Raw genomic sequence first — 23,212 nt, 5'->3', positions numbered from 1 at the left:
GCGGCCGTGTCTGCGTCGTCGGCGCGAGGGTTGATCAATCAGCATGGTGGCACGCGGCCTCGGCGCCGGATGCGACGCGGCGCAGAAGCGGCCGCTCGCGGTGGCAGACGTCGGTCGCGATCGGACAGCGCGGATGAAACGCGCAGCCGGAGGGTGGGTCGAGCGGACTGGGCACCTCGCCGCGCGGCACCTTGAGGGCGCGGTGACGGCGCGACGGATCGGGCCTGGGCACGGCGTCCATCAGCGTGCGTGTATAGGGGTGGCTGGGCTGGTGATAGACGCGCGCGGTATCGCCGATTTCGACGATGCGGCCCAGATACATCACCGCGACCCGGTCGCTGATGTGCTGCACGACCCCGAGGTCGTGCGCGACGAACAGATAGGCGAGGCCGAATTCGCGCTGGATGTCCGACATCAGATTGACCACTTGCGCCTGGATCGACACGTCCAGGGCGGAGACGGGTTCGTCGGCGACGATCAGAGCGGGATTGAGCGCCAGCGCGCGTGCGATCGCCAGCCGCTGGCGCTGTCCGCCGGAGAATTTCGACGGCACATTGCGCATCTGGTCCGGCCGCAATCCGACCTTCTCGAACAGGTCGGCGACCCGCTCCCGCCGCCGCGCGGCGCCGCGCATCCCGTTGACCAGCAGCGGCTCCGCGACGATGTCTTGCGCGCGCTGTCGTGGATCGAGCGAACCGTTCGGATCCTGGAAGATCATCTGCACGCGCCGGCGCAGCGGGCGCATTCGACGATGGGAAATGTGGGTGATGTCGGTGCCTTCCAGCAGGATTTTCCCGTCGCTCGGCTCGAGCAGCCTGACGATCATCTTGCCGACGGTCGACTTGCCGCAGCCCGATTCGCCGACCAGGCCGAGCGTCTCGCCCGGCGCTATGGAAAAGGTGACGTCGTCGACGGCGTGAACGGTACGCGTCTTGCCAGCGAGCCCGCCGGCAATGGTGAAGCGCTTGGCGAGGTTGCATACTTCAAGCAGGTTCGTCATCCCGCGCCTCCCATCGGATACCAGCATGCCGCGCGGTGTTTGGGCGCCATGTCGGCCAGCTCCGGCCGCTCGCTTTCGCATCGCTGGCGGGCTCGCGGGCAGCGCGGCGCAAAGGCGCAGCCCTTGGGCAGGGCCCACAGCGCGGGCACGGTGCCTGGAATTTCGGTAAGGCGGTCGCGTTCGGTGGCGCTGCCGGCTTCGGCGACATGCGGGATCGAACCGAGCAGGCCGTGCGTGTAGGGGTGCTGGGGTTCGGCGAACAATTTTTCGGTCGTCGTCTCCTCGACAATCCTGCCGGCATACATGACAGCCACCCGGTCGGCCGTTTCGGCGACGACGGCCAGATCGTGGGTGATCAGAATGGTCGCGGCGCCGACGGCGGCCTGCAGGTCGCGGAACGTTTCCAGAATCTGGGCCTGGGTGGTCACGTCCAGCGCCGTGGTCGGCTCGTCGGCGATCAGCACATCCGGATCGCAGGCCAGTGCGAGCGCGATCACCACGCGTTGGCGCATGCCGCCCGACATTTGATGCGGGTAGTCGTCGAAGCGCCGCTTCGGATCGGGTATGCGCACCTGTTCGAAGATCTCTTCCACGCGCCGTCTGGCGGCGGCGGCGTCGAGCCCCTTGTGCAGGCGCAGGGCCTCGGCGACCTGCGGGCCGACGCGCATCGACGGATTGAGCGATGTCATCGGTTCCTGGAAGATCAGGCCGATGCGATTTCCCCTTATCGAGCGCAGGCTGGCCTCGCTCGCCGCGGCAAGGTCGAGTTCGTCGAACAGGATGCGGCCCTTGCTGATCCGCGCGACCGGTTCGGGCAAAAGCCGCATGATCGCAAGGGCGGTCATGCTCTTGCCCGAGCCGGATTCTCCCACCAGCGCAAGCACTTCGCCGCGCGCGACGGTGAAGGACAGATCGCTTACGGCATCGAATATGCGGTCCCGGGCAGACAGTTCCACGGTCAGGTCCTGGATCGAGAGAAGCGGCGTCATCCGGTGCCGTCCCGCCCGGCGAGCGCCGGGATGAGCGCGACCGCGTTGTCGCGCAGGATGGCGCGTCGATCCCTGTCCGAAAGATAGTCGGCGTAACGGGTGAAGTAGGTCAGCGACTGCGCATAGGTGCAGTAGCGGTCGACATTGGGCGCGTCGGAGCCCCACAGGAAGCGCTCCGCGCCGAAGCGCTCGACCAATTGGCGGATATGAAGGTGCGCGCGCGGGTAGGGATAGTCCTGCCGCCCGCCCCAGGCGATCGGGTAGAGAATTTCGGCGGAAACCGGCGCCTGGGAAAGCAGTGTGTCGATCACGGCGGGAAGCGTGAGACGATCCTGGTCGTCGGCATAAAGCGATGTCGGCACGCCGTGAACCAGAACATGGCGAATGCCGGGAAAGCGCTCGACGATGCGTTCCAGATGGCGCATCTCGTCGTCATAGGTGCCAACCGGCGAGTTTGCCGACTGGACCCAGAACACCGGCAGGCCGCTCTGCTCGATGAAGCGCCAGAAGGGGTCGTAGACGGCGTCGGAGTGCATCGGCCGGTAGCCGCTGCGAAACAGCCCCGTTGTGGTGAAATAGACGCCTGCCATCTTCAGCCGACCGATCTCGTCGGCAAGGCGCTGCAGTTCCTCGTCGGTATAGGCGAAGGCCTCCTCGACCTGGGCAAGACCGACAAAGCGGCCGGGATGGGCGCCTGCCGCGGCGGCAAAGTCCTCGGCCAGATTGCCGTAAATATGGTCGTTTTGGAGAATCGCGGTCGCGACCCCGGCATTGTCCATGAACGCCAGAAGTTTTTCGGCGCTCATCGACAGATCGTCCATCCACGGTGGCAGGAACTGAACGTAAAAATCCTCGCCTCCGCTCGTCCATTCGAAGCGGCCGAACCGCCCTGCCCGGAAGGCGCAGTCGTGTCGGCCCGCAGGTGACGGGTTGGCCGGATCCCACAGCATGCGCTCGGTGGCGACGGAACCGTCGCGGGTTCGGCGGTAGGGTTGGTTTCCATGCATGTGCATGGCGCGCTGCTGGTGCAGCCGGTGCGTTTCCACGTCCGGAAAACCGGCGGCGCCGGCGGCCGGCGGGAAGATATGGGCGTGGCTATCGATGATGCCGAAATCCATTGTGGAGACCGTCATGAGCTGGAACCTGGATCGAAGACGTCGCGCAAACCATCGCCGAAGGCGTTGAAGGCGAGAACGAGGAGGGAGATGGCGATGCCGGGCGCGATCACGAGGTGCGGCGCCATGGTCAGATATTCCCGGCTGGCGCCGAGCATGGTTCCCCATTCGGGCGCGGGCGGCTGCACGCCGAGCCCGAGGAAACCCAGCGCCGAGCCGATCAGCACCGCCTGGCCCGCATTGAGGCTGAGCTCGATGATGATGACAGTCGCCGCGTTGGGCAGGATGTGGCGCAGGAGGATGCGCGTATGGCTCATGCCCACGGTGATTGCGGCGGCGACGAAATCCTCCTCGGCGAGTTCGATCACCCGGCCCCGGACGAGCCGTGCCAGCGGCGGGATGAAGCTCGCGGTGATGGCGATGGTGAGGCCGGTTGCGCTGGAGCCGGCGACCGAGGCGATCGCGATCGCCAGCACGATGTTGGGCACGGTCAGCAGGAGGTCGATGATCCCGGTGACCACGCGGTCGGTCACGCCGCCGAAATAGCCGGCAATGGCGCCCAGCGCGACCCCGCCAATGCCGGCGAAAAACACCGAAGCGAGCGCGATCGACAGCGTAAAGCGCGTGCCGACGATAATGCGCGAAAGGATGTCGCGGCCGACATTGTCCGTGCCGAGAAGGTGGGCCGCCGAGGGTGGCTCGAGCATCGAGAACAGATCCTGAGCATTGGGATCGTGCGGCGCCACGGCCTCGCCGAAAAGTGCCAGCAGCGCGAAGAGTGCCAGCAGACTCGCGCCCAGCCAAAGGAACACGTTGACGCCTCGTCGCCGCCGCCTTGCCGGCCGTGCCGGCGTCACCTCATGCATAACGCAGCCTCGGATTGACGAAGCGGTAGATGATTTCGACGGCGATGTTGATGACGAGGAAGGATACGACGAAGATCAGCGCGATCGCCTGAACGAGCGTGTAGTCGCGCACCGAGACCGCCGTCAGCATCAGGTCGCCGATGCCCGGCCATGCGCAGAGCCTTTCGATGACCACCGACCCGCCGAGAAGATATCCCGTTTGAAGGCCGATCACGGTAACCGTTGGGATCATCACATTGCGCAACACGTGTCCGCGCAGCACGCCGTCATGGGAAAGACCCTTGGCGCGTGCGGTGCGTACGTAGTCCTTGCGCAGTTCCTCGATCACGACGCCCCGCGTCATCCTGGCCACCAGCGCGATCAGCCGTGCGGCGAGCGCGAGCGTGGGAATGACCAGCGATGCGGGTCCCGCTGCTCCGAAACTGGGCAGCAGCCCGAGATTGACCGACAGGAAGGCGATCAGCAGCATGCCGAGCCAGAAATTCGGCACTGCGAGCAGGCCCACGACGGTGAACGAGATCAGATAGTCCGGCCATCGATTGCGGAAAGCGGCGGCGATGACGCCGGCGGGTATTCCCGCGACGATGGTCAGCACGATGGCGGATACCGTCAGGGCTACGGTGGCCGGTAGCCGATCGACGATATGCGGAAGCGGGTTGCCGCGGAAGGTGGTGGAATAGCCGAAATCCCCCACGGCGAGGCCAGCGAGATGCTTGAGATATTGTTCCGGCAAGGGGCGGTCGAGGCCGAGCCTGATGCGCACCGCCTCGATCTCTTCCTGGGTAGCGGTGGCCCCGGCGACGAAAGCCGCTTCGTCGCCGGGCACCGACTTGAAGATGATGAACAGGATCGTCACGACTCCCAGCACCACCAGGGGAATCATCGCAAAACGCTTGACGAGGAACCTGAACATTGTGCCGCCGGTGTTATGCCTTGGAGGCGTTGCGCAATGTCGTGAAGACGATCGGCAGCACGCCCAGGCCGGAGACGGACTTGCCGGCGGCCGACACGTTCTCGTTGATCTGCAGCCACAGATAGGGCGCGTCTTCCCAGATCAGGGCCTGAGCCTCACCGAGCGCGTCGAGACGCGCGGATTCCTCGGGCGCGCTGCTGGCGGTCTCCAGAAGCGTGTCGACCTTTTCGTTGCGGTAGCGGGCGATGTTCCAGACATCCGGCTTGCCGTTATCGTCGGCGTTCGACCTGAACAGCGAGGCCAGGTGATAGGTCCCGGACGCGTTGGACGGATTGAAGCCGAACATCGCCATATCCCAGGCGAGGTTGGCCTTGTCCTGGCGCAGGTGATCCCAGTAGGCGCCCTTCTCGATCTTGTTGATCGCGGCGTCGACGCCGACCTGTCGCAGCGAGGCCGCGACGATTTCCGCCACTGCGACGTCGCCCGGGAACAGACCGTCGGGCGCGAAGAAGGACAGGCTGAGCTTCTCGCCGTCCTTTTCCAGGATGCCGTCGGCGCCCGCGCTATAGCCGGCATCGGCGAGCAGGGCTTTGGCCTTGGCCTGATCGAACACGGTTTCGCCCACCGTCCTGTGGCCGATGGCGTCGAAGGCCAGCGGCGAATCGGGCGCCTTGGCGAAGCCGAAGAAGACCCGCTCGGCGATCGTCGCCACGGGAACGGCGAGATTGAGCGCCTTGCGCACCTTCACGTCCTGCAAAGCGGGCCGGGTGAGATTGAAGGCGAGACCGATCGGGCGCAGACCCGGGCGGCGTGCGATCTCGATGTCGGCATTGCCGGTAAGCTGGCCGACCAGATGCACCGGCACGGCGTCGATGACATCGACGGCTCCGGTGGTCAGTGCGTTGATGCGTGTCGCCGGTTCGGCGATGAACCGGAAGACGATTCCGGCCGCGCCCGGTGTTTCGCCCCAGTATCCGTCATAGGCCCTGAGCACCAGTTCTTGTCCAGCGTTGAAGGTCTCCACCATGTAGGGGCCTGCGCCGACGGGGTTCTGGGCAAAGCCGTCCTCGCCGAATTTCTCGATCGCGGCCGGCGAGACGATCGCCCCCGACCCATGGGCGAGCGTGTTCGGCAATTGCGCGAAAGGAGCGGACATGCGGATGACGATCGTGGTGTCATCGACCATGTCGACACCCGAGATCGGGTCCCAGAGCGGCCTGTTGGTGGTGTTGATCTCCTTGTTCATCATCCGCTCGATGTTGAACTTGATGGCGGCGGCGTCGCATGGGGTGCCGTCATGGAAGGTGATGCCGGTGCGAAGCTTCAGTTCGCAGGATTTAAGGTCGTCGCTCATCCGGAAGGATTCCGCGAGCTGCGGCACGATCGTCATGTCCGCATCGAAATCGAGCAGCCGGTCGAAAAGCACGAGAGCCGCCTCGTAACCGCCGGGATAGCCCGTGAATGCCCCGTGCGCCGGATCGAGCGTGAGCACGGCGGTGCTTTGACCGAAGGTGATGACGCCCTGGCCTGCCTGGGCAAGGGCCCGGATCGCCGTTGCCGGCAGAGCCGACAGGAACATGGCGCCCGCTGCGCCGGTGAGAAGTGTTCTGCGTTGCATGAGTATTCCCCTTTTCTTCGTTGACATTGCCGGGTGCGGACTTTGCGCGTCGCGCGTCAAAGCCATAATTCGTTCCAGGTGAAGATCGCCGGCGTGCCGCCGGTGTGGACGAAGACCACCACGTCGTCGTTTGCGAAGCGGCCCTCGCGCACATGCGCGACGAGGCCCGCGGCCGCCTTGCCGGTATAGATGGGGTCGAGAATGATGCCTTCGGTTCGAGCAAACAGGCGCACGGCCTCGTTGCCGGCCTCGCTCGGGATCCCGTAACCCTCGCCGACGAAATCGTCGAAATTGACCACATCCTTTTCGTCGACCGTCACACCCAGGCCGATCGCAGCGCTGGTCTCGTTGGCGATGGTGGCGGTGCGCGAGGGAATGTGGAACTCGTCCGTGGCGGTCACGCCATGCATGGCGAAGCGCAGGTCGAGCAGTTTCTGGGCCAGAATCATGCCCGCCTGGCCTTTGCCGCTCGACGACATGTAGAGGCAGGCGGGCGCTCGCCCTAATTCGTCGAGCTGCTCGACGATCTCCAACGTCACCTCCAGATAGGCGACGGCCGAGGCGATATCGAACATCGGGTTGTCGTTGAGGATGTGCGGGCGTCCGCCGCCCGCGCGCACATCCGCGGCCAGACGATCGAGCATGGCCCGCTGCTGCGTGACGTCGGCGGCGAAATGAACCTCGGCGCCCAACAGATAGTCGACCAGAAGATTGCCCTGGATCGTGTCGGGCCGGCGCCCCTCCAGCACGAGAATGGTGCGCAATCCCAGCTTGTTGCAAGCGCCGACGGTCTGGCGCGCGGAATTCGACTGCAGGTCGAGGCCGACGATGACGGTATCGGGCTCGTCTTTCATCGCATGGGCGAGCCGGAACTCGAGGTTGCGCAGCTTATTGCCGCCGAGCGCCACACCGGTAAGATCGTCACGTTTGACGAAGATGCGCGGACCGCCGAGCACGCGGGAAAGGTTTCTGGCTTCCTCAAGCGGGGTTTTCTTTAGCGCGATATCGAGGCGCGGCAGCGTCGCGATAGACTGACGGATGCGCGCGTGGATTTCGGACAAACCACTCATCTCAACCTCACCGAAATCCCCTTGCCAGCACCACCCGTTTCTCGTTGGGAAGGTGGCGGATGGCGCATCGCTTACGATCAAATTTGTCTTATATACAAGACAGTTGTCTTGTGTTAAGGACAGAATAGCATTGACGGAGAAATACGCAAGTGGAGCAGGATGTGAGGATTGAAGCGGAAGGGCGCGCGCCGCGCACGAAGCCCGCGACGCGGCGAGAACGCAGCGTCGATCGCATCGTGCAAATTCTGGAGTTTCTGCATGGTCACGGCGAAGGCATCCGCATCGGGGCCCTGGCGAAGGCTTTGGACGCGCCGCGGTCGTCGATCTACACCGTGGTCAACGACCTGACAGAGGCGGGCCTGCTCGAGGTCTCCCCGGACGACGCGCGAATCTTTTTCGGCAAGCGGATGTATCTCTACGGTCTGAATTATATCCGCGAGAATTCGCTCGCCAAGCGCGCGCGCGCGGAAGTCGACCGCCTGGCGAAGGAAACCGGCGAGACCTGCGAGTTCTGCATGCTGCAGACCGGTCGCTACACCATTATGCATATGTGTCCGGGCACCCGCCCATTCCGCATCAGCTCCGCCGTCGGTCTTCAGATCCCGATCCCGTGGACTGCGTCGGGGCGGCTCCTGCTTGCCGGACACGACCGCACGGAGATCGAAGCATTGATCGCGCCGGAAGATCTGGTGCTGCCCGACGGACGCCACATCATGATCGACGATTTCATCGAGGCTATCGCGCAGGCCCGGCAAGACGGCTATTGCCTGACGAAGGGATTGGTGGACGCGTACACGCAGTGTCTCGCCGCCCCGATCTACGGCGCCGAGGACCATGTCGAAGCCACGATCTGTCTGGTGTTGCCGATAGATTTGTCCGACGATCAAACTGCGGGTCTTCGCGATCGGCTCCTGCGCAGCGGGCAGTCACTGTCCGCGCGCTAAGGCCTGTGGATAGTTGGGGTTCCAGGGGCGCACGCCAGACCGTCCGGGGTGGCAGTCGCGATTACGCGACAATGGAGGGAGCTTGAGCAAACGTTCCGACGATCTTTTGGGCGCCATGCAGCAGATGAGGTTCCGGCATCTGCGGGCGCTGATGAAGTTGCAGGAATCGCGCAGTATCGCGGCTGCGGCGCAACTCATGGGCATCAGCCAGCCAGCGCTGACAAAGATGCTGCGCGAAATCGAGGGCATGGTCGGCCAGCAGCTTTTTACGCGCAGCAGCCGCGGCATCAGCGCGACAAAGGCGGGTGAACTCCTGTGCTGGCATGCTCGCCGCCTGCATGCCGTCCTGCGCGAAACGGCCGAGGACATGCACGCGGTTGACGACGGCAGCGGCGGTCATGTCGTTGTTGGCTCGATGTTGACCGCGTCCTCGATCCTCATTCCGGCGACGATCGCGCGGCTCAAGGCGGATATGCCGGGTGTCACGATCACCATCCTCGAAGGCATCAACGAGCGTCATCTGCCGGGGCTGTTGGTCGGCGAAATCGATATGATCGTCGGCCGGGTGCCGGAGACCTCATTCCATCAGCAATTGCTGCAGGAACCGCTGTTCGAGGAGCGTATTCAGCTTTTTGTACGCAAAGGCCACCCGCTGGCGGCTTGCCACAGCACGACCCTGGCCGAGCTGGCCGAGTTGGCTTGGGTGCTGCCACCAACCGAGACGGCTTTGCGTCGGCGGATCGAGGAGGAGTTCCACCGCCGCAGCTTACGCATGCCGCGCGATCTGGTGGAGACGGTTTCTCTCCTTACGGTGCGAGCGCTGCTTCTGCAGGGGGACCGTATCGCCGCCCTGCCACACCATGTGCTCGACCTGGAATACCAGGTCGGTTTGGTGCGCCCGCTGCCTCTGGACCTTGCCGCGACGGACAGCCGTGTCGGCGTGATTCTGCGCCGGGACGCCAGCCTATTGCCGGCGGCGGCCAAATTTCTGGCCTGTTTGCGAACCGAGGCGCAGCGTCTCAATATGTCCGCCGATGGGGATATCGTCGGCAATAATGAAGAGTTATAGCAGCGCCCCGATTTTCGACCTTCCTGTTGGTGGTCAGCCTGCCTAGGCTTCCCCACGGCGCTCACACCGGACTTGTCCGTAAGCTTGAGTGTCGAATGACAAGAGAAAAGGGGAGCATTGATGACATCGTTCCGTATGGTCGCATTCGGCCTCGTGGCCACCACACAGGCCTTCATGTTTGGCGGACAAGCCGCCGCGCAATCGCTTCCACCACGCGTCGTGGTGGGCGCGCAGCAGGTCGGCACCCTGCAGCACACGGTCGCCTCGGCCCTCGCCAAAGTAGCCACCGACGCGATCGACACGACGCTGGTCGTTCAGCCTTATGCCGGCGCTACCGCTCTTCTGCCGGTGCTCGACGGTGGCGAGCTTGATTTCGGAGTTTCGCCCAGCGTCGACTACGCGCTCAGCTATCGCGGCGCGGACAAGCTGAAAATCGACGGGCGTAATCCCTATCCACATGGTCCCAAGCTGCGGCTGGTCATGGGCGGATCGCCGCTGATCGCATCGCTGATCGTGCGGGACGATTCGGAAATCAGATCGGCCAATGATCTGGCTGGCCGCAAGGTTGCCGGCGACTTTCCCGCGCAGCTCGGTGCCTATGTCAACATGTTCGCCCAGTTGCGCAGCGCGGATCTGTCTTGGGACGACGTGACCGTGGTGCCGTTCTCCGCCATCAATGACAGCCTCGACGCGGTGATGCAGGGCACGATCGACGCGACTGTCTTCGGCGTCGGCGCGCCCAAGGTGCGCGAGGCCGATGCCTCTGTCGGAGTGCGTTTTATCAGTTCGGATTGTTCGGACGAAGGTAAGCAGCGCATTGTCGATACCGTGCCCGGATATTACACGATCGACATCAAGGGCGGTAAGCAGGCAGCCATTGACGAGGACATCTGCACGACGGCCTACCAGCTCTATCTCGTGACGCATGAGGCGGCCGACCCGGCCATGGTCCGGGCGGTGCTGAAGGCGATCTGGGACAATGTCGACCAGTTGCCGCAATATCACCCCTCATTGCGCAACTGGAACCAGGCTTCGGCGGTGCCGACCGAACCGACGCTGCCCTTCCACCCGGCCGCCATCGAATTCTACCGTGAGGTCGGGGCCTGGTCCGAGGCGATGGACGCACAACAAGAAGCGCTCCTCAAACTGGGTCAGTGACGCGGCGGTGGCGATGATTGGACAGCGCGTGGTCGAGGAGCCGCCCGAGCCGCCCAGCCGATTCAGGGAATTGGCTGGGTGGTCCCGGCATGCGGTATCGGCCGGCTTCATCATCCTCAGCCTGCTCGGCCTTACCTGGGGGGTGAACGCGCCGGGCCTGCTCGGCCTCACCTTCTTTCCCGAGCAATATTTGTCGGTATTTCTCGGGCTCTCCACGGCACTGGTCTTCCTGCTGGCCAAGTGGCGGGAAGACGCATCCGACATCGTGCCCTGGTACGATGTCGGATGCACGCTGGGCGCCATCGGCTTCGGCGGCTATTGTGCGATTGTCTTTCCCACCATCGCCTACAGCCTCAGCGTCGTGACCTGGGACAAGGTGCTGTTCGGGGCGTTGGCGATCGCGCTCATCCTGGAAGCCACACGACGGCTTTTCGGTTGGACGCTGGTCCTGCTCGCGGTGGTACTGTGCCTCTACGCGCGCTTTGGCTATGTCCTTCCCGGTCTGCTCTATACACGCGGCGTCAGCTGGGAACGGCTTGCAACCTATCTCTTCCTCGATTCGAACGGAATTTTCGGGATCGCGTTGTCGGTGACGGCGACCGTGGTCGCCAGTTTCATCTTTTTCGGGCGCGCCTTGCAGGCGGTTGGCGGCGGCGCGTTCTTCACCGACATCTCGCTTGCGCTGATGGGGCGCTACCGCGGCGGACCGGCCAAGGTCGCGGTCACTTCATCGGCGGCGTTTGGCATGATGTCGGGCAGCGTGGTGTCCAACGTCGTGGTCAGCGGCTCGATTACAATCCCGCTGATGACACGGCATGGCTATAGCCGCGATTTCGCGGCGGCAACGGAGGCCGCCGGATCGACCGGCGGACAGATCATGCCTCCGGTGATGGGAATCGCAGCCTTCATCATGGCCGAGAATCTTGGCGTCAATTACGGCCAGATCGCGCTGGCGGCCTTGATTCCGGCGCTTCTCTATTTCGTCGCCCTTTTCCTGCAGGTCGACCTGGAAGCGCGCCGCTTCAATCTTCCGGCCTTGCCCGAAAACGAGATCAGGCGGCTGTCGGTGGTGCTTCGGCAGGGTTGGCCGTACCTGCTGCCGCTTGCCACCCTGATCTACACGCTGGTCTTTGCCCATTGGAACGCCGGCCGGGCCGGGGTCGCTGCGGCGGTGACGGCGCTCGCGGTCGGCATCGTCAAGCATCCGCAGATGCGCAGCCTCTCCGTCTTGCTGACATTGTTGCGAGATTGCGGACGCCTGCTGGTCGACATCGCCGTCGTCAGCGCACTGGCGGGAATCGTCATCGGGGCGCTCAACCTGTCGGGACTCAGCTTCACCCTATCCATGGTGTTGAGCGGTCTTGCGCAATATGGGCTGTTCCTGCTTCTGGTCGTAACCGCCTTGGCATGCATCGTGTTCGGCATGGGCATGCCGACCACTGTGATCTATGTCATGTTGTCGGTGATGGTGGCGCCGGCGCTGATCGAGGTGGGGGTGGCGCCGATCTCGGCGCATCTGTTCATCTTCTATTTCGGCATGCTTTCCATGCTCACGCCGCCGGTGTGCATGGCATCCATCACCGCGGCGGCACTCGCCCGGGCCTCGTTCTGGAAGACCGCCTTCACCGGTATGCGACTGGGCGTGGCCGCCTATATCGTGCCGTTCTTCTTCGTCTATCATCCGCAACTGCTGCTGCATGATATCAACGCCTTCATTCTTCTCGAGCTCCTGGCGACCGGCGGCGGCATCATGATGGTCGCAATCGGGGCGGCCGGCTTTCTGCGGCGTGAACTCGGGTTTGGCCTCCGGGTCGGATTCGTTCTGTCGGGACTATGCCTCGCCTCGCCCACCACGACACCCCTGGCGCTCGCGATAACAATTGGCGGCCTTGCGGCTGGAGCGTTCGTTGTCGCGCTTGCGCTTGTCCCGACCGGCAAGCTGCGGCTGTTGCGCGGCGGGGCGGATTGATGCCGTACCGGCGCGCCTTGCGGAAGGAGCCGCCGGCTTTCCGGCCGCTGTCGTCGCCGTTTCCAAAATTTCTCGCCGTAGCCGAGACGGACAGGCGTGCCCTTGGTTGTCCACGACTGGCCGCCCGCGGCGGTTGCCTACTTGAAGGATGAGCTGAACTGATGGGTGAGGGAGCCGTTTTCGCCGGAATGACTCGCGAGGAATTGAACAGCCAGTACGACCAGCGCACGCTCGTTCCGGATACCGGGCCGCTGTTCGACATGTGGCGCCAGGAAAGCGAGGCGACCGCAAGTCGGGTTGGCGCTCCCCGGCGGCTCGCCTATGGCGACAGGGAGGACCAGTTCATCGATTTCTTTGCCACGCGCCAGCCCGCCAGCGGCGTGCATATCCACTATCATGGCGGAGCATGGCGGGCGTTGGAAAGCAGGGATGTCTGGTGGCTGGCTGAACCCTGGCTCGCCGCCGGCTTTCACTTCGCCGCGGTGAATTTCGGCCTGGTGCCGCAGGTCACCATCGCCGAACAGGCGCGGGACGCTGCCCTTGCCCTGCAACGGCTGCCTGGTCTGGTGGCGGTTGCGACGCCGGTTCCCGGTGCGGAACTGGTCGTGTCGGGCCATTCCTCGGGCGCGCATCTCGCGGCGATGGCAGCGCTGACGAGCGTCGATCACGACCGGCCGCTGTCGTGGGAGCCGGGCCATGTCATCCTCGCCAGTGGCCTTTACGATCTCGAGCCGGTGCAGCTTTCGTCCCGGAACGCCTATCTGCAACTCGATCGGGACGCTGCGCTGCGGCTCAGTCCGGTCCAGCATGTGCGCCATGTCGACGCCAGGGTATCCATCCTGTGGTCGCGAAATGAACTCGAGGAATTCCGCCGGCAATCGTGGAGCATGGCGGCCGCGCTGCGCGAGCGCCATGTCGAACTGGTCGCGGTGCAAAGCGACGCGTCGACCCATTTCGATACGTGGGCTCGGATCGTGCCCGACCTTCTTCGATAGCAGTGGACGGACTACCGAGATTGGTTGGTGATGGCATCACCCAATATCTGGACAAGAGTCCAATGAGCCTTCCATCGCCAACGGCTGCTCGGTCCTTGTTTACGCCTTCCAACGTCTTGGGAGAATTTCCATCGGCGCTCTTGGCGGTCAGCCTTGGAGGGCAGATCATCGGGTCGGACTTCGGCAAATCTCGGACGTGAGAGAAGCTGCGGTGGTTACTACTAGGCCCTTGACCGACAGTCGGCAAAAAAGAGAGCAAGCATGACAAATTCGGATGGCCTCGCCACGCTCGCACTGACGGGCGGCAAGGTGCTCACGGTAAACGAGTGCGATGAGGTCGCCGAGGCGGTGGCGATACGGGGTGACCGTATCGTTGCAGTCGGCAGCGACGCTGCGATCAGTGCCTATATCGGCCCCGATACCACGCGGATCGATCTGGCCGGGCGCACGGTCGTGCCCGGATTGATCGACGGGCACGCGCATATGGACCGCGAGGGGCTCAAATCGGTTCTACCGTCGTTGGCCGGTGTGGGCAGCATCGACGACATATTGCAACGCATAGCCGCCGAGGTCGGGAAAGCCGAACCCGGCGACTGGATCGTCATGAATCCGATTGGCGAGCCGCCGGAATTTGGCGGCTATCCGGAGGCGCTCGCGGAAGGCAGATACCCGACACGGACCGAACTCGACAGCGTCTCGCCCGACAACCCAGTATTCATCCGTCCGATCTGGGGCTACTGGCGCAAGACCTTTCCCGTCGTTTCGATCGCCAATTCGGCAGCGCTCGAACGCGCCGGCATCGGCCGCGAAACCACGGCGCCGGTTCCATCGGTTCAGATCGACCGGGACCCTCTCACCGGCAAGCCGACGGGCGTGTTTCGCGAGTGGAATAAAATGCCGGTCGTCGAATTCGCCCTGATGGGATGCGCGCCGTCCTTCGATGTGACGACCAGGACCAACGCGCTTTTCGAAAGCATGCGGGTCTACAATTCCCTCGGCACGACGAGCGTGGTTGAGGGACATGGCGTGGCCGCCGACGTTCTGGCGGCCTATCAGGCATTGGCGGGACAAGGGCGGCAGACGGTGCGCGCGACCCTGTCGTTCAGCCCGGCCTGGGACGGGGTCAGCGGTGCCGACGTGACGCAACTGATCGCATCGTGGGGGCGGTGGCTTGCCGGAACCGGGCTTGGCGACGATTGGCTGCGCGTGCAAGGCATTTATAGCGAGGCGGACGATAGCCGCGAACGTGCGCTGCGCGCCGCCGGGTCACCCCAAACCGGCTGGGCGGGCTTCAATTTCGACGCCTCGTTGCCGCGCGAGAAGCTCAAGCCGCTTCTCGTTGAATGCGCCCGCTATGGAATCCGCGTCACGGGTATATTGCCCCATATGCTGGATCTGTTCCGCGAGGTGGATGCCGAGGTGCCGATTTCGGGCCAGCGCTGGGTGTTCGGCCACGTAACCCATCTGGCGGCCGACGACATCGCCGCGATCCTTGATCTCGGTCTGGTGATTACCACCCACACCAGCAGCTTTCTCTACAAGGGCGGGCTTGGCCTGCTCGATAGTGTGGGGGCGGAGCGAGAAAACGAAATCGTGCCGCTGCGTGCGCTCGTGGAAGCGGGCGTACCGGTGTCGTTCGGTTCCGACAACGTGCCGCCCAGCCTGTTTCATTCGTTCTGGCACGCCGTTGCCCGCCGGGAGCGCAGCACCGGCCGCGTCATCGGCCCGCAGCAGGCCCTCACGCGGGCTCAGGCACTGCGTTGCATGACGATGGGCGGCGCATTTCTGGCACTAGAGGAGCGGAACAAGGGGTCCCTTGAACCGGGGAAACTGGCGGATCTGGCCGTGTTGACATGTGATCCGCTGACCTGTCCGGAGGATGATCTGCGTCACATCAGGGCCGATTTGACGGTTGTGGGCGGTAAGGTCGTCCATGCCTCCGCGCCAAACAGCGGAGCGGCCGGGGTGGGGATATCGTCCAAGCCGGGGGCCGTTGTCGGCGTTTGATGTCGCTTCTCAAACCGCAATCACCAAACCTTGATCCTTCGCACCCTGGACGGCGTCGCGCGCGTCACACGATGCTGATACCGCATCGCCACGCGCTCCTCGCCAGGTCATGAAGTCCCAGCGGTCAAATGGACCCATTAAAAGAGATGAATGGCGTTAATCGAGCGTCTGCTGGAGCTTGCCGGCGGGGTCGGCGAACAAGGTTTCGATTTCGCCAGCCACCATGGCCACCGAGGCAATGATGGTCATCGACAACACGGCCACGATAATACCGTATTCGACGACCGTCGCACCGGATTCATCCCTCCAAAACCGCAAAAGCATGGTCCGGCACCTTTCCTTTGCCATGAAACTACCCGCAAAGCCGTGAGAAAGCCTTAACAAGGGCGGTTAACCGCAGCTTATCTGCGTCGGAAGCCGGATGACGCTCGATCCCGAGGCGGATACGGGGGAACCGTAGTCAGCAATCGCCGATCTGGCGGCCATCACCGCTGATGATACAGGCCGCGCCCGGAACCGTTTGGAGGACGCTCTTGCGCACGGTGTAGGTCCTGCCCGAGCGGATCGAGCCCGTGCTGGTCATGTCCACGCCGTAGAAGCTGTCGGCGGTAACGACACCGCCGGAAAACCGCTTTTCGGCAAGCGGAGCCACGATGAGGCCGAGCATCACCGCGCCCGCCCCGAACAAAAGCGCCAAGCGTACCGCACTCAACCCGGTCCCGCTCAGGAGAGAAGCCGTGTCCATGTCATCTGCCCGCCATTCCCGTTCTGATCGCATCGGTCCATCCCCGGCAGTCACGTCGCAAAACCGGCACCGGCCGGCCGTTCCGGTTAAAAATGTCATGCGTGGCTAAACGATCCATTAACGCTGTTTGCGCGAGTGGCGCGCGGGCGTGTCGATCACAACAGGTCGATCAGATGCGCGATCAGAGGCTCGTCGGCGGGCGGCATAGGGTAGTCGCGCAGCGCGCGGGGCCGAACCCATTTGATCGCCTGGCCCTCGCGCCCGGTCGCCGTGCCGTCGAACCTGCGGCATACGAACAGCGGCATCAGCAGGTGAAAGGTCTCGTAGGCGTGACTGGCGAAGGTCAGCGGCGCAAGGCAAGAGGCCCAGGTCGTGAGGCCGAGTTCTTCCTCCAGTTCCCGGATCAGAGCCGTTTCCGGCGTTTCGCCGGCCTCGACCTTGCCGCCGGGAAATTCCCATAGGCCGGCCAGCGCCTTGCCCGCGGGTCGCTGCGCGATCAGGATGCGCCCATCCGCATCGACCAGCGCGCAGGCGGCGACCAGGACAACCGGATTGGCGGGTTGGCGAGACGTCATGAACCGGGCGGGCGCCGATAGTGGTAGCGATAGGCCTCGCGAAAGCCGAGCGCGCGATAAAGGCCGAGCGCGTGGGCGTTGCCGGCCTCGACCTGCAGCCATGCCTCGCGCGCGCCGCGCTGGCGGGCCCATTTCAACGCGGCCTGCACCACACGCCGGCCATAACCGCGGCCTCGTTTTTCCAGCAGCGTTGCGACTTCGAACAGGCCGGCCAGGTCGCTGTCGAGAACGCAGATCGCGGTCGCCACGGGCTGATTTTCGCCTTCGAGCACGAACAATCCGGTCTCGGGCTCGATCGAGCCGATCACTTCCGACAATCCCGGACGCAGGGCCGGGTCGAGGGCATGGATGTCCAGTGCCGCGCCGACGAAACGTCCCACATCCTGCAGCGGAATCTGGTCGATGGCGCCCTTCAATCCGGCTTCTTCCAAGGGTGCGTGCATGACGATCGATTCGCCGAAGCGGGTCCAGCCCTCCTGGTCGAGGTGATGGGCCAGGGCGTGGCCGGCCAGCGGCGACATGCGAAAGGTCAGGGGCCGGCCGTAGCCGTCGAAACGCCGCCGCACACGCGCCAGCCTTTCATTGAGCCTGCCGTCGTCGCGCGGATCGAGCGGATTTACGGAATTGAGACGTTTTGCCGGAAGGCCTGCCGTCAACCGGACCAGCCACGTGCCGTCATAGATGACGAAACTCGCCGGCCAGGCGCGAAAACCCGCCGCCTCGTAGCGCCGGACCTTGGCCAGATCGGCCCTGTTTTCGATACTCGTCCGCACGTGGTGCCCCCGCTTAGAGCCGTCGGTCTTTAAATGGGAGCGTCAGACCTTGGTCTTTCGCGCCCTGGACAGCGTCGCGCGCGGCCCATGGTGCTAACACCGCATCGCCACGCGCTTCTAGCCAAACCACGAAATCCCGCCGGTCAAACGATTCCATTTAAAGATCAACGGCTCTAGCTACGGTAGTCGCCATTGATGGCGACATATTCCTTCGTCAGGTCGCAGGTCCATACGGTGGCTCGGCCACGACCGATACCGATGTCGACGCCGATCGCGATGCGTTCGCCCTCCATATAGCGCGACACGGCGTCCTCCGAATAGGACGGGTCGCGCTCGCCCGCGAAGGCGACGCGGTGTTCGCCGAAGCTGATCGCCAGGCGGTCGCGGTCGGCGGGCTCGCCGGCTTTGCCCACAGCCATGACAACACGGCCCCAATTTGCGTCCTCGCCCGCAACCGCGGTCTTGACCAAGGGCGAATTGGCGATCGACAGCGCGATGCGCTTTGCCGAACGGGCCGACCGCGCGCCCGAAACGGTGATTTCGATTTCCTTGCGTGCGCCCTCGCCGTCGCGGACGACCTGGAGGGCGAGATTCTTCAGGATCCGGTTCAGCGCGCGCCGGAACGGCACCAGCCGACGGTCGGCGGCATCGTCTATGCGTGGCGCACCCCGCCGTTCGGCGGCACCCGTCGCAAACAACATCAGCGTGTCGCTGGTCGAGGTGTCGCTGTCGACGGTGATCGAATTGAACGACCGGCCGACGCCTTGGCGCAGCAGCGTCTGCAGCACGGTGGCGTCGATCGGCGCGTCGGTGACGACGAAGGACAGCATGGTGGCCATGTCGGGCGCGACCATGCCCGCGCCCTTGGCGATGCCGTTGATCGTGATGTCGGCGCCGTCGAGCTTCACCGTGGCGGTAGCATATTTGGGATAGGTGTCCGTCGTCATGATCGCCTTGCCGGCTTCGGACCAGCGGTCCGGCTCGGCGTCGGCGACGAGATGGTCGAGGAGATGGGTGAAACGGCCGGTTTCAAGCGGCTCGCCGATGACGCCCGTCGACGCCAGAAAGACGTCGCCGGTTTCGCAGCCGGCGGCCCGCGCGGCCGCTTCCGCGGTCAGGTGCGTCGCCTCCTGACCCCTGCGCCCGGTGAAGGCGTTGGCGTTGCCGGAATTGACCACCAGGATACGGGCCGCGCCCGTTGTCAGATTGGCGCGGCAGAAATCGACCGGCGCGGACGGGCATTTCGAGCGCGTGAAAACCCCGGCCGCCTGCGTGCCGGGCTCGAACACCATGACCATCAGGTCGGTGCGGCCCTTATATTTTATGCCGGCGGCCGCGGTGGCGATCCTCGCGCCGTCGAGGGCCGGCAGCACGGGGGTCTTCTTCGGGGCCAGAGGGGAAATGGCGGTCGACATGGCTTTGTCTCGACGAACCGTTGCCTATTCGCTTCGGTCGAGCGTATCGACCGCCTCCTTTAGGGTCGGATCGGAAATGTCGATTTCGGCCTTTTCACGCAGATCTTTAACGGCGCCGAAATAGGCCTCGCGCAAGAGCAGCGAGCGCAATTGCTCCTTGACCTTGTCGAAGGCCGGCGGCTGTTGCGCGCGCTTGTCCTCGACCTTGATCACATGGAAGCCGAACTGGGTCTCGACCGGTTCCTTGGAAAATTCACCGACCTCGATCGCAAAGGCCGCCTTTTCGAAGGCGGGCACCATCTGGCCGGGGCCGAAATAACCGAGGTCGCCGCCTTGCGCGGCGGCACCGTCGGTCGACTTCTCCTTGGCGATCGCCTCGAAATCGCCACCGGTTTCGAGCTGGGCGATGATCGCCTCGGCTTCTTCCCTGGTCTTGACGAGGATGTGGCGGGCCCGGATTTCGTTGGCGGGCGGCGTGTTGGCGATCTCCCGGTCATAACGTTCGCGCACCGCGTCCTCGCCAACCTTGGCGGCGACATTCTCCTCGACGAAGGCGCTGTGCAGGGCCCGGTCGCGCAGGAACGCCATGCGGCGCTTGAACGCGTCGTCGTCGGCGAGCCCGCCGGCCTCGGCCGCGGCGGCAAGCAGCCGGATCTCGATAATGGCAGAAAGCGCGGCGGCGCGGCGCTTCTCGGGCGGCAACTGGTTGAATTGCGGATCAAGGTCGCTTTCGGCGATGGTGAGATCGCCTTCGGTGATGGCGGCGCCGTCGACGGTCGCGACTACGTCCGTTTCCGCCGCAAAACCGGCCGTTGCGGCGCAGATTGAAAGCGCCAATGCTGCTCCGCAGGCAAGCAGGGGACGGAAGGCGTAGGATACGGGCATGAATGTCTCCAGAAAACAGCGCGCAGGATGGCGCCAATATGGGCGTCAATACGGCGAAAATCCGCGTGCCGCCGCTCCCCGGCGTCAAGTTGACATCACGGTGGGCCCCTCTTATCTGTCCTTCGGCTTCGCGTCCATAACCGTTTTCCGGGCGCTTTTTACATCCTTGATCCGCTCAAATCGCGATCGCAAGCAGGTTTCGGCCGGTTCAACCGGGAAATAATTGATCGAAAGGACCATCTGATGGTCAGCCTCGGTGTCCTCGCCCGCAAGATATTCGGGTCCTCCAACGACCGCCGCATTAAGGGGCTTCGACCGCGCGTCGAGGCGATCAATGCGCTCGAGTCTGAAATGGAAGCGCTGACGGACGAGCAACTGAAAGCCAAGACGGCCGAGTTCCGCGAGAAAGTCGCGGCTGGAGCCTCGCTCGACGACATGCTGGTGCCGGCCTTCGCGACCGTGCGCGAAGCCGCCAAGCGCGCGCTGGGGCTGCGGCCGTTCGACGTCCAGCTCGTCGGCGGCATGGTTTTGCACGACGGCTCGATCGCCGAGATGAAGACGGGCGAGGGCAAGACGCTGGTTGCCACGTTGCCGGTTTATCTGAACGCGCTTGAGGGCAAGGGCGTGCACGTGGTGACGGTGAACGACTATCTCGCCCGCCGCGACGCGGAATGGATGAGCAAGGTCTACGGTTTCCTCGGCCTGACCACGGGCGTGATCGTGCACGGCCTTTCCGACGAGGAGCGTCGTGAGGCTTATGGCTGCGACGTCACCTACGGCACCAACAACGAACTCGGCTTCGATTATCTGCGCGACAATATGAAATATGAGCGCGCGCAGATGGTGCAACGGGTTCACAACTACGCGATCGTCGACGAGGTCGATTCCATCCTGATCGATGAAGCGCGCACGCCGTTGATCATTTCCGGTCCGCTCGACGACCGCTCGGAGCTCTATAACCAGGTCGACACCTTCATTCCGGGGCTGGATGAGGCCGATTACGAGATCGACGAGAAGCAGCGCACCGCCACTTTCACTGAGCAGGGCACGGAAAAGGTGGAAAACCTGTTGCGTGAGGCAGGCATGTTGAAGGGGGAGACGCTCTACGATGTGGAGAACGTCGCCGTCGTGCACCACATCAACAACGCGCTTAAGGCGCACCGGCTGTTTCAGCGCGACAAGGACTACATCGTGCGCGATGGCGAGGTTGTCATCATCGACGAATTCACCGGTCGCATGATGCCGGGCCGGCGCTTTTCGGAAGGCCTGCACCAAGCGCTCGAGGCCAAGGAACATGTGCAGGTCCAACCCGAAAACCAGACTCTGGCCTCGATCACCTTCCAGAACTACTTCCGAATGTACAACAAGCTCGCCGGCATGACCGGCACCGCCTCGACCGAAGCCGAGGAGTTCGGCAATATCTATGGGCTAGGCGTTTCGGAAATCCCGACCAACCTTCCGGTCGCGCGCCTCGACGAGGACGATGAGGTCTACCGCACCGCGGAGGAAAAATTCCGCGCCATCGTGCGTGAAATCCGCGAGGCCAACGGGCGCAACCAGCCGATCCTGGTCGGCACGACCTCGATCGAGAAATCCGAATATCTGGCCGAGCTGATGCGCAAGGAAGGCTTGCCGGGTTTCGAGGTTCTCAACGCCCGCCATCATGAGCGCGAGGCGCAGATCATCGCCCAGGCCGGCAAGCCGGGCGCGATCACGATCGCCACCAATATGGCGGGGCGCGGCACCGATATCCAACTTGGCGGCAACGCCGAATTGCGGATCCAGGAGGAACTCGGCGACATGCCGGACGGCTCCGAGCGGGACGCGCGGGAAAAGGCGATCCGCGAGGACGTTTTGAGGCTGAAGGGCGAGGCGCTTGCCGCCGGCGGGCTCTATGTTTTGGCCACCGAACGCCATGAAAGCCGTCGCATCGACAACCAGCTGCGCGGCCGCTCCGGCCGTCAGGGCGACCCGGGGCGTTCGAAGTTCTTCCTGTCGTTGCAGGACGATCTGATGCGCATCTTCGGATCCGAGCGCATGGACGGCATGCTTAAGAAGCTTGGCCTGAAGGAAGACGAGGCAATCATCCATCCCTGGATCAACAAGGCGTTGGAGAAAGCCCAGAAAAAGGTCGAGGCGCGCAATTTCGATATCCGCAAGAACCTGCTGAAGTTCGACGACGTGATGAACGACCAGCGCAAGGTTGTGTTCGAGCAGCGGCTGGAATTGATGGACGGGGAGAACCTGTCCGACACGGTCGCCGAGATGCGCCAGGACGTGATCGACGACCTGGTCGCCAAGCACATCCCCGAAAACGCCTATGCCGAGCAATGGGACGTCGATGGTCTCAAACAGGGCGTAGCCGCCTATCTCAACCTCGACTTGCCGGTCGAGGACTGGGCCATGGAGGAGGGGATCGAAGAGGAGGCGATCCGCCTACGTCTCACCGAGGCGACGGAAAAGGCGGCCGCGGATCGCGCGGAGCGCTTCGGCCCGGAAGTCATGACCTATGTCGAAAAATCCATCCTGCTGCAGACGGTCGACCATCTGTGGCGTGAACACCTGGTCAATCTCGACCATCTGCGTTCGGTGATCGGCTTCCGCGGCTATGCGCAACGCGATCCGCTCAACGAGTACAAATCCGAGGCGTTCGAACTCTTCCAGGGCATGCTCGGCAGTCTGCGCCAGGCGGTGACGGCGCAGCTCATGCGCGTCGAACTGGTTCGCGAGGCGGCGGACGCGCCGCCACCTGAGGCGCCGGAGGCGGAGGGCCACCATCTCGACGCCAGTACCGGCGAAGACGATTTCGGCGACGATGGCGATACGCTTGCGCTGCAGTCTTCACGCGTTGTGGCGCCGGAGGATCGCGATCCGCAAGACCCGTCGAGTTGGGGCAAGGTGGGCCGCAACGAGGCCTGCCCGTGCGGATCGGGCAAGAAATTCAAGCACTGCCACGGCGCTTTCGCGTGACGGAGAAGCGGGTCGATTACCTGCACGATGTCGCTACCGACGTGCAACAGGGTTAGCGGAACGTTAAGCCTTGTCGCTCATCCTTAACCGGCAAGAGGTGCCGAAAAGGACGCCGCCAGGGTGGAGAAGGGCGACA

20 protein-coding genes are annotated in these 23,212 nt (G+C 63.9%); 7 read left to right on the top strand and 13 right to left on the bottom strand.

Annotated features, from left to right (window positions below):
* Window positions 1–34: 34 nt before the first annotated feature.
* From GN330_RS02950 to GN330_RS02920, 7 genes are read right to left on the bottom strand one after another with little or no spacing between them, the layout of a single operon-like run.
* Entirely contained in the window at window positions 35–1,000 is a 966-nt protein-coding gene (locus GN330_RS02950) for an ABC transporter ATP-binding protein (RefSeq protein WP_156711173.1), read from the bottom strand.
* Entirely contained in the window at window positions 997–1,989 is a 993-nt protein-coding gene (locus GN330_RS02945) for an ABC transporter ATP-binding protein (RefSeq protein ID WP_156711172.1), read from the bottom strand. The genes GN330_RS02950 and GN330_RS02945 overlap by 4 nt, the downstream gene beginning before the upstream one ends.
* The gene (locus tag GN330_RS02940) at window positions 1,986–3,122 is read right to left on the bottom strand and encodes an amidohydrolase family protein (protein ID WP_156711171.1); all 1,137 of its coding nucleotides are present in this window, start codon (window positions 3,120–3,122) and stop codon (window positions 1,986–1,988) included. The genes GN330_RS02945 and GN330_RS02940 overlap by 4 nt, the downstream gene beginning before the upstream one ends.
* Entirely contained in the window at window positions 3,119–3,916 is a 798-nt protein-coding gene (locus GN330_RS02935) for an ABC transporter permease subunit (RefSeq protein WP_197435004.1), read from the bottom strand. Before GN330_RS02935 ends, GN330_RS02940 begins: the two co-directional genes overlap by 4 nt.
* A 46-nt stretch (window positions 3,917–3,962) precedes the next feature.
* A complete protein-coding gene (locus tag GN330_RS02930; protein ID WP_156711169.1) occupies window positions 3,963–4,883 on the bottom strand; it encodes an ABC transporter permease in 921 nt (306 codons plus the stop codon).
* A gap of 13 nt (window positions 4,884–4,896) precedes the next feature.
* Window positions 4,897–6,501, bottom strand: a complete 1,605-nt coding sequence (locus GN330_RS02925) for an ABC transporter substrate-binding protein (RefSeq protein WP_197435003.1) — start codon at window positions 6,499–6,501, stop codon at window positions 4,897–4,899.
* A gap of 56 nt (window positions 6,502–6,557) precedes the next feature.
* Entirely contained in the window at window positions 6,558–7,571 is a 1,014-nt protein-coding gene (locus GN330_RS02920; RefSeq protein ID WP_156711167.1) for a pyridoxal-phosphate dependent enzyme, read from the bottom strand.
* A 149-nt stretch (window positions 7,572–7,720) separates the two neighbouring features.
* On the opposite strand from GN330_RS02920, the gene GN330_RS24070 reads away from it, so the two are divergent.
* From GN330_RS24070 to GN330_RS02890, 6 genes are all read left to right on the top strand, one after another.
* On the top strand, window positions 7,721–8,515 hold the full coding sequence (locus tag GN330_RS24070; RefSeq protein WP_343040207.1) for an IclR family transcriptional regulator: 795 nt from the start codon (window positions 7,721–7,723) through the stop codon (window positions 8,513–8,515).
* An 82-nt stretch (window positions 8,516–8,597) separates the two neighbouring features.
* Window positions 8,598–9,584 carry a LysR substrate-binding domain-containing protein gene (locus GN330_RS02910; RefSeq protein WP_156711166.1) on the top strand — a complete coding sequence of 329 codons (987 nt, stop codon included), beginning with the start codon at window positions 8,598–8,600 and terminating at the stop codon, window positions 9,582–9,584.
* Between the two features lie 120 nt (window positions 9,585–9,704).
* The gene (locus tag GN330_RS02905; protein WP_156711165.1) at window positions 9,705–10,742 is read left to right on the top strand and encodes a TAXI family TRAP transporter solute-binding subunit; all 1,038 of its coding nucleotides are present in this window, start codon (window positions 9,705–9,707) and stop codon (window positions 10,740–10,742) included.
* Window positions 10,743–10,755: 13 nt separating this feature from the next.
* Entirely contained in the window at window positions 10,756–12,711 is a 1,956-nt protein-coding gene (locus GN330_RS02900) for a TRAP transporter permease (protein WP_156711164.1), read from the top strand.
* Window positions 12,712–12,872: 161 nt separating this feature from the next.
* On the top strand, window positions 12,873–13,706 hold the full coding sequence (locus GN330_RS02895) for an alpha/beta hydrolase (protein ID WP_156711163.1): 834 nt from the start codon (window positions 12,873–12,875) through the stop codon (window positions 13,704–13,706).
* Between the two features lie 261 nt (window positions 13,707–13,967).
* On the top strand, window positions 13,968–15,713 hold the full coding sequence (locus GN330_RS02890) for an amidohydrolase (protein ID WP_156711162.1): 1,746 nt from the start codon (window positions 13,968–13,970) through the stop codon (window positions 15,711–15,713).
* A 156-nt stretch (window positions 15,714–15,869) separates the two neighbouring features.
* Here the strand turns inward: GN330_RS02890 and GN330_RS02885 are convergent, their stop codons facing one another.
* From GN330_RS02885 to GN330_RS02860, 6 genes are all read right to left on the bottom strand, one after another.
* Window positions 15,870–16,037, bottom strand: coding sequence for a Flp family type IVb pilin (locus GN330_RS02885; RefSeq protein WP_246188475.1), 168 nt, complete (start codon window positions 16,035–16,037; stop codon window positions 15,870–15,872).
* 136 nt (window positions 16,038–16,173) lie between these two features.
* Entirely contained in the window at window positions 16,174–16,458 is a 285-nt protein-coding gene (locus GN330_RS02880) for a hypothetical protein (protein ID WP_156711160.1), read from the bottom strand.
* A 155-nt stretch (window positions 16,459–16,613) separates the two neighbouring features.
* Window positions 16,614–17,033, bottom strand: a complete 420-nt coding sequence (mutT, locus tag GN330_RS02875; RefSeq protein ID WP_156711159.1) for an 8-oxo-dGTP diphosphatase MutT — start codon at window positions 17,031–17,033, stop codon at window positions 16,614–16,616.
* Window positions 17,030–17,806 carry a GNAT family N-acetyltransferase gene (locus tag GN330_RS02870; RefSeq protein ID WP_343040206.1) on the bottom strand — a complete coding sequence of 259 codons (777 nt, stop codon included), beginning with the start codon at window positions 17,804–17,806 and terminating at the stop codon, window positions 17,030–17,032. The genes mutT and GN330_RS02870 overlap by 4 nt, the downstream gene beginning before the upstream one ends.
* Window positions 17,807–17,979: 173 nt before the next feature.
* Window positions 17,980–19,221 carry a bifunctional glutamate N-acetyltransferase/amino-acid acetyltransferase ArgJ gene (argJ, locus tag GN330_RS02865; protein WP_156711158.1) on the bottom strand — a complete coding sequence of 414 codons (1,242 nt, stop codon included), beginning with the start codon at window positions 19,219–19,221 and terminating at the stop codon, window positions 17,980–17,982.
* A 24-nt stretch (window positions 19,222–19,245) separates the two neighbouring features.
* Entirely contained in the window at window positions 19,246–20,106 is an 861-nt protein-coding gene (locus GN330_RS02860) for a peptidylprolyl isomerase (RefSeq protein WP_156711157.1), read from the bottom strand.
* Between the two features lie 243 nt (window positions 20,107–20,349).
* Between GN330_RS02860 and secA the strand changes: the two genes are divergently transcribed.
* Window positions 20,350–23,076: a preprotein translocase subunit SecA gene (gene secA, locus GN330_RS02855; protein WP_156711156.1), complete on the top strand. Its 2,727-nt coding sequence runs from the start codon at window positions 20,350–20,352 to the stop codon at window positions 23,074–23,076.
* The last annotated feature ends 136 nt before the right edge of the window (window positions 23,077–23,212 follow it).

The organism is Nitratireductor arenosus, assembly GCF_009742725.1.
GTDB classification, from domain to species: domain Bacteria; phylum Pseudomonadota; class Alphaproteobacteria; order Rhizobiales; family Rhizobiaceae; genus Mangrovimarina; species Mangrovimarina arenosa.
Note: the sequence above shows the minus strand (reverse complement) of the source record. Positions and strands in the feature narration are given on the sequence as shown.